The 15,637-nt window shown below is 30.5% G+C and carries 14 protein-coding genes; 10 read left to right on the top strand and 4 right to left on the bottom strand.

The features are described 5' to 3' along the window. The first annotated feature begins 167 nt into the window (after positions 1 to 167). The 4 genes from M3P09_RS09370 (at position 168) to M3P09_RS09355 (ending at position 5,973) form a co-directional block, all read left to right on the top strand. Complete coding sequence (locus M3P09_RS09370; RefSeq protein WP_249972934.1) at positions 168 to 2,333, top strand: S9 family peptidase; 2,166 nt, start codon at positions 168 to 170, stop codon at positions 2,331 to 2,333. A 219-nt stretch (positions 2,334 to 2,552) separates the two neighbouring features. After that, positions 2,553 to 2,699, top strand: coding sequence for a hypothetical protein (locus M3P09_RS09365; RefSeq protein ID WP_249972933.1), 147 nt, complete (start codon positions 2,553 to 2,555; stop codon positions 2,697 to 2,699). A gap of 39 nt (positions 2,700 to 2,738) precedes the next feature. Beyond that, a complete protein-coding gene (locus tag M3P09_RS09360) occupies positions 2,739 to 5,126 on the top strand; it encodes a TonB-dependent receptor (RefSeq protein ID WP_249972932.1) in 2,388 nt (795 codons plus the stop codon). Positions 5,127 to 5,130: 4 nt separating this feature from the next. Further along, complete coding sequence (locus M3P09_RS09355; RefSeq protein ID WP_249972931.1) at positions 5,131 to 5,973, top strand: DUF4249 domain-containing protein; 843 nt, start codon at positions 5,131 to 5,133, stop codon at positions 5,971 to 5,973. Positions 5,974 to 6,136: 163 nt separating this feature from the next. Here M3P09_RS09355 and M3P09_RS09350 read toward each other — a convergent pair whose 3' ends face one another. Beyond that, on the bottom strand, positions 6,137 to 7,864 hold the full coding sequence (locus tag M3P09_RS09350; RefSeq protein ID WP_249972930.1) for a tetratricopeptide repeat protein: 1,728 nt from the start codon (positions 7,862 to 7,864) through the stop codon (positions 6,137 to 6,139). Positions 7,865 to 8,020: 156 nt separating this feature from the next. Between M3P09_RS09350 and M3P09_RS09345 the strand changes: the two genes are divergently transcribed. The 3 genes from M3P09_RS09345 to M3P09_RS09335 are packed head-to-tail and all read left to right on the top strand — an operon-like array spanning position 8,021 to position 9,641. Continuing rightward, positions 8,021 to 8,596 carry an RNA polymerase sigma factor gene (locus M3P09_RS09345; RefSeq protein ID WP_099566047.1) on the top strand — a complete coding sequence of 192 codons (576 nt, stop codon included), beginning with the start codon at positions 8,021 to 8,023 and terminating at the stop codon, positions 8,594 to 8,596. Beyond that, positions 8,596 to 8,775: a hypothetical protein gene (locus M3P09_RS09340; protein ID WP_099566046.1), complete on the top strand. Its 180-nt coding sequence runs from the start codon at positions 8,596 to 8,598 to the stop codon at positions 8,773 to 8,775. The genes M3P09_RS09345 and M3P09_RS09340 overlap by 1 nt, the downstream gene beginning before the upstream one ends. A gap of 38 nt (positions 8,776 to 8,813) precedes the next feature. After that, on the top strand, positions 8,814 to 9,641 hold the full coding sequence (locus M3P09_RS09335) for a mechanosensitive ion channel family protein (RefSeq protein WP_099566045.1): 828 nt from the start codon (positions 8,814 to 8,816) through the stop codon (positions 9,639 to 9,641). Positions 9,642 to 9,741: 100 nt separating this feature from the next. On the opposite strand, the gene M3P09_RS09330 is transcribed toward M3P09_RS09335, so the two are convergent. Together M3P09_RS09330 and M3P09_RS09325 are read right to left on the bottom strand one after the other, a co-directional pair. After that, positions 9,742 to 10,458: a LytR/AlgR family response regulator transcription factor gene (locus M3P09_RS09330; RefSeq protein WP_249972929.1), complete on the bottom strand. Its 717-nt coding sequence runs from the start codon at positions 10,456 to 10,458 to the stop codon at positions 9,742 to 9,744. Then, positions 10,459 to 11,511, bottom strand: a complete 1,053-nt coding sequence (locus tag M3P09_RS09325; protein WP_249972928.1) for a sensor histidine kinase — start codon at positions 11,509 to 11,511, stop codon at positions 10,459 to 10,461. A 191-nt stretch (positions 11,512 to 11,702) separates the two neighbouring features. Between M3P09_RS09325 and M3P09_RS09320 the strand changes: the two genes are divergently transcribed. The 3 genes from M3P09_RS09320 to M3P09_RS09310 all read left to right on the top strand — a co-directional run bounded on the left by M3P09_RS09320 (position 11,703) and on the right by M3P09_RS09310 (position 14,139). After that, on the top strand, positions 11,703 to 12,107 hold the full coding sequence (locus tag M3P09_RS09320; protein ID WP_249972927.1) for a MotA/TolQ/ExbB proton channel family protein: 405 nt from the start codon (positions 11,703 to 11,705) through the stop codon (positions 12,105 to 12,107). A 142-nt stretch (positions 12,108 to 12,249) separates the two neighbouring features. After that, positions 12,250 to 13,548: a serine hydrolase domain-containing protein gene (locus M3P09_RS09315; RefSeq protein ID WP_249972926.1), complete on the top strand. Its 1,299-nt coding sequence runs from the start codon at positions 12,250 to 12,252 to the stop codon at positions 13,546 to 13,548. A gap of 36 nt (positions 13,549 to 13,584) precedes the next feature. Next, on the top strand, positions 13,585 to 14,139 hold the full coding sequence (locus M3P09_RS09310) for a hypothetical protein (RefSeq protein ID WP_249972925.1): 555 nt from the start codon (positions 13,585 to 13,587) through the stop codon (positions 14,137 to 14,139). Between the two features lie 44 nt (positions 14,140 to 14,183). Here the strand turns inward: M3P09_RS09310 and M3P09_RS09305 are convergent, their stop codons facing one another. After that, positions 14,184 to 15,539: a DEAD/DEAH box helicase gene (locus tag M3P09_RS09305; RefSeq protein WP_249972924.1), complete on the bottom strand. Its 1,356-nt coding sequence runs from the start codon at positions 15,537 to 15,539 to the stop codon at positions 14,184 to 14,186. Positions 15,540 to 15,637: the final 98 nt, after the last annotated feature.

The raw sequence follows: 15,637 nt of genomic DNA, 5'->3' as shown, positions 1-15,637 counted from the left end.
TTTGTAATTGGGTTTTGTATTTCAATATTACTGTTTATTAGAAAAAATGAATATTATTTAAATTGATTTTTTAGGATAAAAATAAGACTGTTAATTTTCAATTTCTTCCAATTTTTATAAACTTATTTTCGTTCCTTTATACACTAACTAAAACAAACTATAATTCAATGAAAGCTTCAATTTACTCAATTTTTGCTATTATTTTAATGGCTTCTTCATGCCAACAAAAAGAAAACCAAAAACCATATTCTTCTATGGAAGCACCATCTGCAAAAAAAATACCCAAAGAACTAACTATTCATGATGATACTCGAATCGATAATTATTTTTGGATGCGTTTAAGCGACGAACAGAAAAATGCAGAAACGCCAGATGAGCAAACACAAGATGTATTAGACTATTTGAATGCAGAGAACGATTATTTAAGTAAAGCAATGGCTCATACTGATAGTTTGCAAGACAAATTATATAATGAAATTGTAGGGCGTATTAAAAAAGACGATCAATCTGTTCCAGTAAACGATAATGGATATTCGTATTATACACGCTTTGAAAAAGGAGGAGATTATGCTTTGTATTGTAGAAAAAAGCTGGAAAAAGGAGCTATAGAGGAAATTATGCTTAATGGCCCAGAAATGGCAAAAGGTTATTCTTATTATGGTTTTGGAGGACGTTCTGTAAGTCCAGATAATAAAATGTTGGCCTTTGGAATTGATACTATTTCTAGACGACAATACACTTTATATTTTAAAAACTTAGAAACTGGAGAGTTGCTAGCCGATAAGCTTAGTAACACTGGAGGTAGTGCTACTTGGGCAAACGATGGGAAAACTGTTTTTTACACAACAAAAGATCCACAAACCTTGCGACAAAATAAAATTGTAAAGCATATTATTGGTACTAACCAATCTGAAGATGTAGTGGTTTACGAAGAAAAAGATGATACGTTTAGATGTGGTGTTGGCAAGACAAAGTCTGACGCTTATCTAGTAATAGGTAGTTTTCAAACCTTATCAACAGAATTCAGATTTTTAGATGCAAATGCACCAAACGGAGAATGGAAAGTTATTCAACCTAGAGAGAAAAACTTAGAGTACACTATTGACCATTTTGAAGATCATTTTTATATAAGAACAAATAAAGATGCAAAAAACTTTAAACTTGTTAAAACTCCTGTAGATAAAACAGAAAAGGAGAATTGGGTTGATGTTATACCACACAGAGAAGACGTGTATTTTCAAAGTATGGATTTGTTTAAAAAATACTTAGTTACTGAAGAAAGAAAAGAAGGATTAAGAACTATAAGAGTTATAAAGTGGGATGGTAGTGACGATTATTATATTGAATTTAATGATCCAGCATATTTCACCACTACTACATCAAATTTAGATTTTAACACTGATACTTTACGTTACAGGTACAGCTCATTAACCACTCCAAATAGTACTTATGAGTATAATATGGCAGAAAAGAGGCAATTGCTTTTAAAACAAACTGAAGTAGTTGATCGCACTTTTGCAATAGAAAATTATACATCAGAGCGTTTATTTGCAATAGCCACAGATGGTACAAAAATTCCTGTGTCAATAGTTTATAAAAAAGGAGTAGAAAAAAACGGAAAAAATCCATTATTGCTTTATGCATATGGTTCTTATGGAAATAGCCAAGAACCAAGGTTTAGCTCTACACGTTTAAGCTTATTAGACAGAGGTTTTGTTTATGCCATTGCTCATATTCGTGGTGGACAAGAAATGGGAAGAGATTGGTATGAAAATGGAAAGCTGTTAAAAAAGAAAAACACATTCACAGATTTTGTTGATGTTGGTAAGTTTTTAGTTGATGAAAAATTCACAAACAACAACCATCTATATGCTTATGGAGGTTCTGCTGGTGGGTTATTAATGGGAGCTATACTAAATATGGAACCAGACATGTGGAATGGCGTTATAGCGGCTGTTCCTTTTGTTGATGTGGTTTCAACAATGTTAGATGAAACAATTCCATTAACTACTTTTGAATTTGATGAATGGGGAAATCCCAAGAATAAAGAGTACTATGATTATATGAAATCGTATTCTCCTTACGATAATGTGGAAGCCAAAGACTACCCAAATATTTTAATAACTACAGGGTATTGGGATAGTCAAGTACAATACTGGGAGCCTGCAAAATGGATTGCTAAATTACGTGAATTAAAAACCGATGACAATTTATTGGTTATGGATTGTAATATGGAAACGGGTCATGGTGGAGCATCAGGACGTTTTGAACGTTACAAAAGGTTAGCTTTAACTTACGCTTTCATGTTTGATTTAGAAGGTATTACTGAATAAAACAAGTACCGTTTTTATAACAAAAAGCCTTGAAGAAATTCAAGGCTTTTTTATTTCTATTGACAAAATATAGAAGCAGTATTGAATTAAACTCTATGAAAAAGACATTAACAGTAGTCAAATAAAAAATTAATTAAAAAAATAACATGAAATATGCAACCTATTCATCTTTGGGTTGTCTTGTAGTAAGTATTATGTTTAAAACAAAAGCAAATAGTAATGAAACATAAAAACCAAAATAGCGTTTGTCAATCCATAAACCCGTTTTTGGGTTTTAGATGGAGTACAGGGATTAAATTCAAAAAAGGAGAATTAAATAAAAAGCCTCAAGAATATATTTATAGTATTGCAGAGGCAAACAAATAAGAATCAATTTTTTAAACAATTATAAATCAAAATCAAAGAATGAACAATCAAAAAATGAAGCAATTATTATTGTTATTTATGTTATGTACGTCCATACTTTCTGCTCAAGAAAGCTTTACGATAAATGGTACTATTAAAGACGATAAAAATGGAGAAACTTTATTAGGAGCCACCGTATTTTTAAAAGGAACCACTAATGGTTCTGTTACTAATGAGTATGGTTTCTTTTCGTTAACAGCTCCAAAAGGAAATTATACCGTAATAGTATCTTATTTGGGGTATCAAGAAATTAGAAAAGATATAGTTTTAGACGTAAATCAAACATTAAATTTTGAAATCAAGGAAGTATCAACTCAACTGGATGAAGTTGTAATTACTGCTGAAGAGCCAGAAAGAGTTAGTATAAAAAAACCACAAATGAGTGTTTCAAAGTTAAACGCATCAACTATTAAGCAAATGCCAGCGGTTCTAGGAGAAATAGATGTAATTAAATCTATTCAAATGTTGCCTGGAGTTACTAATAATGGAGAAGGAACTGCTGGGTTTAATGTAAGAGGTGGCGCTGCAGACCAAAACTTAGTGTTATTAGATGAAGCTATCATTTATAACACTTCGCATTTTTTTGGTTTCTTTTCTGTTTTTAATACAGATGCTATTAAAGATATTAAACTGTATAAAGGGGATATTCCTGCTAAGTTTGGAGGAAGAGTGTCATCTGTTTTAGATGTTCGCCAAAAAGATGGAAACAGCAAAAATTTTGGACTTACAGGGGGTATAGGGCTTATTTCAAGCAGATTGGCAGTAGAAGGGCCAGTATTTAAAGATAAAGGATCTTTTTTAATTGCTGGAAGAACATCATATGCACACTTGTTTATGAAGGCTATTGAAGATGTTAAAGATGATAAAATTTCTTTTTATGACTTAAATCTTAAAACTAATTATGAAATTAATAAAAATAACCGTGTTTTTCTATCTGGATATTTTGGGCGAGATAACTTTAACTTGTCAAAAGTAATAAATAACACATATGGTAATGCAACGGGAAATTTAAGATGGAATCATATTTTTAATGATAAACTCTTTTCTAATTTATCATTAATTTATAGTAAATATGATTATCAAATTGTATTAGATTTTATTAAGCTAGATTGGATTGCAGATATTAAAAATTATAATTTGAAATATGATTTTAGATATTACGCCAATGAAAAATTAAAACTAGATTTTGGTGTTAGTGGTATTTTGTATCGTTTAAACCCAGGAGAAGTTAAACCAACAGATCCAAGCTCTTCAATAAATTACTTAAAGCTTGAGCAAAAAAGAGCTTTTGAAAGCGGGCTTTATATAAGTGCAGAACATAAACTTACTGATAAGCTAACTGCGCAATACGGTTTAAGATATAGTAGATTTTCTAGATTAGGAGGGCAAAACATAATGAATTATGTAGATAATCAACCTGTTGTTTATAATAGCGAATTAGGTATTTATGAAGAAGGTGTTGAGGCCGGAGAAACATTTTATAAAAAAGGAGAAAGCATTGAAACTTTTGATAATTTTGAGCCACGTCTTGGACTTTCATACCAATTAAATGAGTCATCGTCCGTAAAAGCTAGTTATACAAAGTCTTCTCAATATTTACACTTATTGTCAAACACCTCGGCGGTAACACCTTTAGATGTTTGGACACCTAGTGGGAAGTATATAAAGCCGCAACTATCAAATCAATATGCCTTGGGCTATTATAAAAATTTTAAAGACAATGCGTATTCTTTAGAATTAGAAACATATTATAAAACTGTAGATAATAGAATAGATTACGTTGATGGGTCTGACTTAATAGGAACCAATACCATTGAAACAGAAATATTAAATGGTGAGGCTAGAGCTTACGGATTAGAAGTATTACTACGTAAAAACAAAGGAGACTTTACTGGTTGGTTAGCATATACAGTATCAAAATCAGAGCAAAGAACTTTTGGTGGTAAAGCTGGAGGGCCAGGGATTAACAAAGGGAATTGGTATAATACACCCTATGATAGAACACACGATGTATCTCTAACTGGAATTTATAAATTGAATGATAAATGGAGTCTTAGTTCTAATTTAGTTTATCAGACAGGAAGACCAGTAACTTACCCAAATGGGCAGTATCAATATGAAGATTTATCTATAGCAAGTTATTCAGGTAGAAACGATGATCGGTTATCTGCATACCACAGAGTAGATATATCTGCGACATATAAACCCAATAGGAAACTTAATAAACGTTGGAAAGGAGAATGGGTTTTTGGAATATACAATTTGTATAATCGAAAAAATGCAGCTTCTATTTCTTTTAGACAAAATAATGATACAGGTCAAAATGAAGCAAATAGAACAGCCATTTTTGGAATGATTCCTTCTGTAACGTATAATTTTAAATTTTAAAAACATGAAATATATAAAACAAATAGCAATAATAGCATGCTTAATATTGGCCTCGTGCGAAGATGTTATTGATGTAACGGTACCGACTGCAGCACCAAGATTAGTTGTAGAAGCTTCTATAGATTGGGAAAAAGGAACAGTAGGTAACAACCAAACAATTAAACTACATACATCTACACCGTATTTTGATACAACTACAAATAATATTGTAACAGGAGCAACAGTAAAAGTAACTAATACTAATAGTGGTGCTGAATTTACATTTGCAGATCAGAATAATGGAACTTATACAACTTCAAGTTTTATTCCAGTTGTTAATGATACATATACATTAGAAATTGTTTATAACGGAGAAAATTATCAAGCAAGTGAAACTTTAAAATCGGTTTCAGATATTAATAGAATTACTCAGTCTTTAGAAGGAGGATTTGATGACGAGGTTTTAGATGTTACTATATTTTGGGATGATCCTGCTGATGAAGAAAACTATTATTTAGTTAGGGTTTTGGAAGTAGGCGACATGTTCCCGTTTTTAGAAGAAATATCGGATGAGTTTATAAACGGTAATGAAATCGATGACTTTTTTGAAAAAGATGACGATGCTGATGACCCAACGGAAGAGTTTAACCCTGGAGATACGGTAGATATCTCTTTATTTGGTATTTCTGAAAGGTACCATAACTACATGCAATTGTTAATAGAGCAATACGATAGTGGAGGAGATCCTTTCAGTTCTGTTGCAGCAGAGATAAGAGGAAACTGTATTAATACTACAACCCCAGATAACTATGCTTTTGGGTATTTTAGATTAACTCAAGTAGTAAAAGAGAGTTATACATTTCAATAGTAAATAAAGTAATTTAGTATATATGTCTAATGAGATAGAACAATAAATTACAAGTAAATTAGACCATCTCAAACACCTAAAGTTTGAGATGGTTAATAGTAGTTTTGTAGCAATTTTAATCGATGTGGAATGGAAATATCATTGTACTTAAATAATCAAAGTATCAATTAATTTCAATTTCAAAATCAGCATGTTTCCAACTCTTTGCTATTAATTCGTCAATTTTATATACGTTTTTAAGATCTCCTAAATCTGAATATGCTTGTTTTAAACCATGGTAAGCCCAACCATTTTTTGGTAAACGATCTAAATCTTCTTGATAAATTTTGATAGCTAATCTTTTTTGTCCATTTAATATTAAAACTTTTCCCAAATGATGACGAATAGAGAAAAACCAATCTGGAGGCTCGTTATAATTTAATGCGTCTTCCATAGCTACAGCTTCTTTTAAAAGAACAATACTTGCTTTATAATTTTTAACTGATTCAGATGCCAAAATTTCAGCATCTAAAACCTTTGAGGCAATAATAACTAAATCGTAAACAGAATTAATACCCCAAATGGTAACGTCTTTTAAGCTTTCGTTTTCAGTTAATATTTTAAGTGCTTCTAGCTCTGCTTTGGCTTTATTTAAATCACCTTTTCCTAAATGTGCCATACCTTCAGCATAATGCTTAATGGCTTTTGGGTAATTTAAATCGTAAGTCTCTAACTTCATATTTAAAATATCATCCCATTTTTTAAATTTAACGGCAACATAGTAAGGAATTGTGTAATAATGCTGTAAAGTTCCCCATCCTGGTTGTTTCATAATTTCTGGATGAACATGTTCTGACACTTTATTGGCGCCAATCATGGCCCAGTGACTATTACCTTCCAAAGTAGCAGTAGCTGCCATAAAATGATAGTTATGTGGGTAATAACCTAACGGATATGCACCTTGAGCATGGCATGTAGTTACATAAGTACTATCGGCTTTTACTGCAGCAATGTTAGATAAGGTACCTTTATGATATTCGCCAGTTCTTATATAGGTGTGAGATGGCATGTGTAATAAATGCCCTGAGCCAGAAACTAAACCCTCATCAAATAATTTTGCAGATGCATCAGAACGTTCAGGTGTTTTTGAGGCTTCAACAGCATGTATATAAAAGTGATGTGCCCCTGGGTGTTTTGGGTTTTGCGCTATCAATTTTTCTAAAAGCGATACAATTTCAACAGTCCAAGGTTTCTCAGTACCATCTTTTTCATTCAAATCCCATGGATGTAAATTCATTAAGGACTCTGCATACAAAGTACTTATTTCTGTATCATCTGGATATTTGTCATATAACTTTTTTAAAGCATTAGAATATTGCGTGTCTAAGTCAGTTCTATCTTCAGGAGGTTCTGAAGCATAACGTAAAGCCATTACTTTAATAAAATCTTTTTCTTTTTTTGTAGCGTTTGATGATAACTCTATAGCCTTTTGTATAGCTTGATAGGCTCTTTGATAATTATCATCTTCCATACCTGCATTATAATTAGGCCCTAGCACATATGCATAACCCCAAAATGCCATAGCGCAAGTAGGGTCTAGCTTAGTTGCATAGTAAAAAGAACGAGCCGCTTCGGCATGATTAAACCCATAAGCCAAAGTCATTCCTTGATTAAAATACCGTTGTACTAATACATTATCTGTTGTTATTGGGTAATTTATCGCATCATAACCTTCTAAAAGAGGAGCGATATTATCTTTTTTATACCATTCACTATCTGTAACTTGCGGAACACACGTATATTTAGATGATGGTGGAGATTTAGAAATTAATATGCTCTCTTCAGTGGATTTGTTGTTTTTACAAGATAAAAATAGACTTAGGGAGATAAGAATTAATATGCCTTTTTTCATTTTGTGTAAAATTTTGATTTATAGTCAATTACGGTCATACAATTTACAAAAGATTAAAGTGTTTTAATAATTTTTAAAAGAATTAAAATTATTATGTGACTTATTTAAGTTACCTGTGTCTTAAATCATAACAACTAAAATAGCGATAAGCTACATTTGAAAACCCTAGAAAATATTAATAAGTTACCTGATGAAGATTTGGTAAAAGTAATTGTTAAAACCAATAACACATTACTTTTCGAAATACTGTATGATAGGTATGCTACATTAGTGTATAATAAATGTTTTGGGTTTGCTAAAGATGCCGATGAAGCTAAAGATTTAACTCAAGATGTATTTTTAAAGCTCTTTGTTAAATTGGCTAGCTTTAAAGGGAAATCGAAGTTTTCAACTTGGTTGTATGCTTTCACTTATAATCATTGTGTAAATTATGTAACAAGAAATACGGCTAAGAAGTTTGAGAAACAGTCAGTAGATTATAAAGACATTGAAAACCTTTCATATTATGATGAAGATGATACCAGTTTTCTGGATATGAAAGTTGATAGATTAAAAGTAGCTTTAGAGCTAATTTCTCCAGAGGAGAAAATGATTCTATTACTAAAATACCAAGATTTTCTTTCTATAAGAGATATTGAAAGTGTTTTAGGAATAGGTGAAAGTGCGGTTAAAATGAGACTTAAACGCGCTAAAGACAAACTAAAGAATGTGTATACTAACAACCTTAAATAATGGAGAATCCGTTTAAGCAAATAAACCAGCCTCTCAAGGAAGTTCCGCAAGAACTCAAAGCAAAGGTTATGAGCGATATTGCTATGGCAAAACTCATTATGGAGTTAGCAGCACTATTTTCTTATAATATAGGTGATGTGATAGAAACTGTTATGAGGAGTAGAAAAGACACAAAATAAAACATTAAACAAAAATAACCCTAACAAAATTTAAGATAATGGAAAAAGCAATAGGATGGAAAGATAAGGCCTTGGAGTCTTTAACAGTCATGTGGCCAGAAATAACAAAAGTGCTTCTTAATTTAGTTGTAGCATTTATAGTATTGATTATAGGCTGGTTAATTACCAAATTGATAGTTCGTATTATTAAAAGGGCATTAAAGCTAGCAAAGGCCAATAAATTAGATGATAAGTTAAATGAAATTGAGATTGTTGAAGGCAAGAAATTAAATTTTGATACGATTAAGATTGTTTCAAATTTTGTAAAATGGGTTATGTACATTATTCTTATAATCATGGTGTCAGACATTATGAATTTAACCATGATATCTGAGCAAATTAGTAACCTATTAGGTTATTTACCACAATTATTTGCAGCTGTTGTTATATTTACCATTGGATTAGTTTTAGCTAACGTAATAAAGAAAGGATTGAAGTCCTTTTTTGAATCTATGGATTTATCTGGAGCTAAAATTATAAGTCAGATTGTATTTTTTATAATACTCATATTCACTTCTATAACTGCCTTAAATCAAGCTGGCGTTAATACTGAAATAATTACGAGTAATATTACCATGATTTTGGCAGGTTTTCTATTAGCTTTTGCTTTAGCTTTTGGTTTTGGAGCACAAAAAGTGGTAGGAGATTTATTAAAAACATTTTATGCTAGAAAAACCTATGAAATAGGTCAAAACATTGAATTCAATAATATTAAAGGCGAAGTAGAATCGTTAGACGGTATAACCGTTACTATAAAAACAGAACAAGGTAAACTTGTTGTACCAATTAAAGATATTGTAGAGAGCCAAGTTAAAATACAGGATTAATTTTAAGTTAGGGTTAAAATTTGGTTGGTTACTACCTGTATATTAAGCAACTCTCTACATATTATATCCCTTTTCATTAATTTGAAAAGGGTTTTTTTGTTTAAAAGGCATCTAATAATTGCAAAACTTTGGTTTTATAACTTCGGCTAATTGGAAACGATTTTTTTGAAATAGTTATTTGTTCGTTTGTAAACGAAGTAATTTGTTTTATTGAAATTATATAGGATCTGTGAATTCTTATAAAAGAATTTTTTGGCAGTTTGGCTTCAATAGCGCTAATAGTTTCACGAGTAACTATGGTTTTATTTGGTAAATTAATTTTAATATAATCGCTATAACTTTCAATGTATATAATATCATTAAAATTTATTTTCACCATAATTCTGTCTGATCTAACAAATATAAATTCATTAATATCTACATGTTTTTCAATTCTTTTTTGTTGATTACTGTAAACATCAAAATAGGTGTTAATGGCTTTTAATAAACGTTCAAAAGAAATGGGTTTTAGTAAATAGTCTACAGCTTGCAATTCAAAACCCTCAACAGCATAATCGCGATAGGCAGTTGTAAAAATAATTTTAATGTCTTTATTAATAGACTTTGCAAATGAAATTCCAGATATCTCTTGCATGTTTATATCTAAAAAAACTAAATCTATTTCATGTTTACTTATATATTTAAAAGCTTCCATAGCACTGCTACAGCTTGCTACAATACTAATACTGCTAATATTAGAAAGATGCATAGCAATTACTTCTCGTGCAATGAATTCATCATCAACAATTATGCAGGATATAGTCTTATTTTTTTGCAATTACTTATTATTTAAGTTAAGGCTTATTTTAAAAACACCTTCGTTATCACTAATAGTTAAGTTGTAATTATTTTTGTATACCAAATCTAATCGCTTTTTAATGTTTTCCAAACCTATGCCATTACTTGCTGTTTTAGGTTTGTTATAACTATTTTTAATTTTAAAATCAATATTTTCTTCATTACAATTTAAATCAATGTTTATATTTAAAACACCATGTTGTAAACTACCATGTTTAAAACTATTCTCAATGAATGGTAATAATAACATAGGAGCAATTTTTATGGTTTTAGAAATATTATTATGATTAAAATTGATTTTCAAAGCATTATTAAAACGCATTTTTTCTAGTTCAATATAATCTTTAATATGATTAATTTCAGTAACCAAAGGAACAAAAGGTTTGTCAACTTGATACAACAAATAATCTAATAAATTAGAAAGTTTTAGTATCATTTCTGGTGTCTCATCGGCTTTCTTTAAAGCAAAGCCATACATGGTATTTAGTGTATTAAATAAAAAATGCGGATGAATTTGCATTTTTAAATAGTTAAGCTCTTGCTCCTTTAGCTTGAGCTGAGTTTCTAGTATTTTTGTTTCTAAACTTTTTGCCTTTTCAGTGTGCTTTAAATTTAACTTTAATAGTTTAAAAGCACTTACTAAAATGACTACTAAATAAACTGCAATCGCAACAAACAATATATTTTTTGTTACAGGATTCATGGCATTATATTCAAAATGTGCAAGATATATGAAGCTAAAAAAGATAGAGACCATTATTAAATACCCAGAAATAATTAAAGTATAAAAACTATAAAGCACAAATAGGAGATAGCGTTTAGTTATTAAATACTCTGGTATTAACTTATATATAGAAACATAGGTTGTGGCAATAGTTATTGGCATTAAAAAAATAGAAAATGAAAGCGTATCACTATAGTTTTTACTTTCTGCACCAAAAAAATAAGTAAAAAAAAGCAATACTAAGCACCAAAATAAAAGGTGAAGAAAAAGGTTGCCTAATTTTTTTAAAATATATTTCTTTTCTATCATGCTTTGTAAATAGTGTTACAATAATAATCTATTTTTATAGGGAATTAATGTTTTGTAGACGAATAACAGATTTAATGAGGGTTTCTGCATTAGGTTATATCCAACTCTAATTTGGTTATTCGTCGTATTAAAACTTTTTGATAAATAATCTAAACTAAGTTTGTGTAACATTAATCAAAAAACAAACAGTTATGTGCGTATTCTTAGTATCGAAATTACTAGTAGTATCAAATCCTTTAGCAGATAGGTTTTATGAAGGGGGGCCTTTATTTATGTCATTAATTTTAATATGTTTATTGCTTTCTATTTTTCTTTTAGTTCGAGGTTTTTTAAGTTTGAAGAAAGATATTTTAAAATCTAAGAAAATGCTTAGTTTGGCTATAGACAGTAGTCTTCTAGGTTTGGTTTTAGGCTTTTTAGGCTCAATTATTGGGTTGATTACTGCTTTTGATACAGTTGAAGCTCTGGGGAATCCAGATCCTGCAATTTTTGCAGGAGGACTTAAAGTATCGCTATTGACAGCTACGTTCGGGCTTTTTTCTTTTGTTGTATCTAGAGTAGGTATTATTGTTTTAAGAGCAATGCAGAATGAATAATTTTGCTTATTTAAAAAATATGTATTAAAAACCTTTTCATTAATTTGAAAAGGTTTTTCGTTAATTACATAGCTCTTTCTGTAAATGGTTTAAAAAAAGTAACTTAGCTTTTTATGTTTAACTAAAACCATCAACTTCCATCATGAAAAAATTACTCTATCTTTTTGCTGTTTCTTTTTTCTTAGTTAGCTGTTTTAAATCAAAAAACGGAACACAATCTAATCTGTCTGTTACACTTCCTGAAGTACAAGCTAATGAGGCTGGAATGTCAGAGTTTAGGCTTAGCTATATTGATACTATGTTAAATAAAGCGGTTGAGAGCAATATTATTCCTGGTGCTGTCGCATTAGTTTCAAGGCATGGAAAAGTAGTATACCACAAATCATTTGGCATGGCTGATAATACATCTGAAAGAGATTTAAAGCAATCTGATATTTTTAGAATAGCTTCACAATCAAAAGCAATTACATCAACAGCAATTATGATGCTTTGGGAAGAAGGGAAGTTTAATTTAGACGACCCAATTTCTAAATACATTCCAGAATTTGCTAACGAACAAATTTTAGATACGTTTGATGAAAGCGACTCATCGTACACAACTAAACCCTCTGATAAACAAATAACAATTAGAAACTTATTAACCCATACGTCTGGTGTTGGTTATGGGGTGATTGATGGTGACCACAGATTTAATAAACTTTACAATAAAGCTGGAATTATAGATTTATTTACCACTAAAAATATTAGTATTGGAGACAACATAAAGAAGCTTGCTAAGCTCCCATTACACCACAATCCAGGAGAGAAATTTACTTATAGCGAAGGGCTAGACGTGTTAGGCTATTTTATTGAAATAGTATCAGGAATGTCTTTTGATGAATTTTTAAGAACAAGAATTTTTGACCCTTTAGGGATGCATGACACGCAGTTTTACCTTCCAGAAACTAAGTACAATCGTTTGGTTACGGTTCAAACTAAAGAAGAAGATAAATGGATAAAATACCCTGTAACTTTTTATGATACAGATTATCCAATTAAAGGCGCAAAACGCTTTTTTTCAGGTGGAGCAGGATTAACTAGTACTGCAAAAGATTACGCTACTTTTTTACAAATGTATTTGAATAAAGGCGAATTAAATGGTGCTAGGCTATTAAGTAGAACAACAGTTGAAACCATTTTAACTAACCAAATACCATATATATCTGAAAACATACAAGCTGTACATGGTTTAGCTTTTGGTTTAATTGATAAAAGAGAGCAAGATTTAGGAGGAGCTGGTAGCGAAGGTACATTTATATGGGGAGGGTATTTTAATACCGTATATTTTGCAGATCCAAAAGAAAATGTAATTGGTGTATTATTGAAACAAACACAACGAATTAATGGTGATGACACTTCTAATAAATTCAGAAAACTAGTTATGCAATCTATTGATGATTAGGTAAAATATTTAGTGCTATGTTATATTTATAGTGCTATGTTATATTTAATAAGTGGCGCTTCAAGGGCGGGAAAGACTATAATTGCTAAAAAAATATCTGCTCAAAAAGGCATGTCCTACTTGTCTCTTGATTGGTTAATTATGGGGTTTACAAATGGTATTCCAGAATATGGATTGCATGATATGCTATTCCCAGATGAAATAGCACAAAGATTTTGGAGTTTTTTTAAAAGTATGATAGAAAGCATGCTTTGGAGTGATGTTGATTATATTATTGAAGGTGAAGCGATGCTTCCTGAATTAATAATTGAATTAATAAAAAAACATCCAGATAAACTAAAAGTATGTTTCCTTGGTTTTGCTGATACTTCAGTTAGCAAAAAAGTTAAAGAAATAAAAGATTTTAGTAGCAAAAAAAATGATTGGTTAATTGAAAAAACAGATGAATATATAATAGATCATGTAAAAAACATGATAGTTCACAGTCAAAAAATAAAGAAATCCTGTAAGGAAAATAATTTAAAATATTTTGATGTATCTGAAAAATTCGTAAATACTATTGATGATACTATTGAATATTTTATGCTGTAAAACCACATTTTGTAGCCAGTTGTTATCAATCATTTAAAAAAAGATTACTTCCTCTTATTCCGCTTGTTATAATTTTTGTCTCCTCGGGTTTTAGGCTTTTTGTACTTTTTTGCAATCTTAAATTTATAAGAACCGCCTAAGTTTTCTTTAGAATTTTTTTCAGATTTTTCATGAAATGCAGGCCCTGGAGCATCTTCGTCTTTTCGCTTTGTAGGATTGTTACGTTCTTTTATTTGCGGTCGTTCTTCTTCAATAAGCTCAGTAGTTATTTCAACATTATCTGGAATTTTTATTAATGGAATTTCCATTTGCATTAAACCTTCTATATTTTTTATAGCTTCCAATTCCTTTTCGGTAGAAAAAACAAGTGACTCACCTTTACGTTCTGCACGACCAGTTCTTCCGATACGATGCATATAGTTTTCAGGATAATCTGGTGTATCAAAATTAATAACATGAGATACGTTATCAATATCTAACCCACGTGCCATAACATCTGTAGCTATCAAAATACGGTTTTCACCATTTCTAAATTGCTCAATGCTTCGTAGTCTATAATTTTGAGTTTTATTGGAATGAATCACACAAAGTTCTTCATGAAAAATTTCATCTAATTTTTCAAATAAACGATCTGCCATTTTTTTATAAGCTACAAAAACTAAAACTTTATTAAAAGTTTCAGTATCATGTAATAGATGAACTAGCAAATTAACTTTGGTATAAAAGTTAGGAACTTCAAATCGTGTTTGCGCAATGTTTTCTAAAGGCGTACCAGAAACAGCAATTGAAACACGTTTTGGTCCTTTAAAGAAGTCATTAATCAACTCATCTACATCTTGCGTCATAGTTGCCGAAAACATTATGTTTTGTCTACGCTCTGGAAGAATATCAAAAATATTAATCAATTGATGTCTAAACCCTAAATCTAACATCACATCTACTTCATCAATCACTAATTTCTGAATCGATTTAAGTTGTAAAACTCTGCTTAAAGCTAAATCATATAAACGACCAGGTGTAGCAACTAAAACATCTATACCTTCAGAAATAGCCTGCTTTTGTGTGTTGATATTAGTACCACCGTAAACCCCTAAAACACGATTATTAATGTACTTTGAAAGCTTTTCTATTTCATCTACTACTTGTACAACTAATTCTCGAGTTGGTACTAAAACCAAAACTCTAGGGTTTTCTTGTGTTGAGTATTTTAGATTTTTTAGTATTGGAAGCATGTAGGCAAAGGTTTTACCTGTACCAGTTTGTGCAATACCAACCATATCTTTTCCAGAAGCGATCACGTTAAACGCCTTAGTTTGAATTGGCGTTGGTGTGATAAATCCTAAATCGTTTAAAGCGTTATAGAGAGGTGTGTTTAAGTTTAAATCTTCGAAATGAGCCATAAGAATTTTAATAATACCTCAATTTGATAGAGGCGAACTACATTTGTCATTTGATAATCATATATTAATAATCAGATGAAAGTCACAATCTTGTTTTA

Source organism: Jejuia spongiicola (assembly GCF_023502325.1).
Lineage (GTDB): Bacteria > Bacteroidota > Bacteroidia > Flavobacteriales > Flavobacteriaceae > Wocania_A > Wocania_A spongiicola.
Note: the sequence above shows the minus strand (reverse complement) of the source record. Positions and strands in the feature narration are given on the sequence as shown.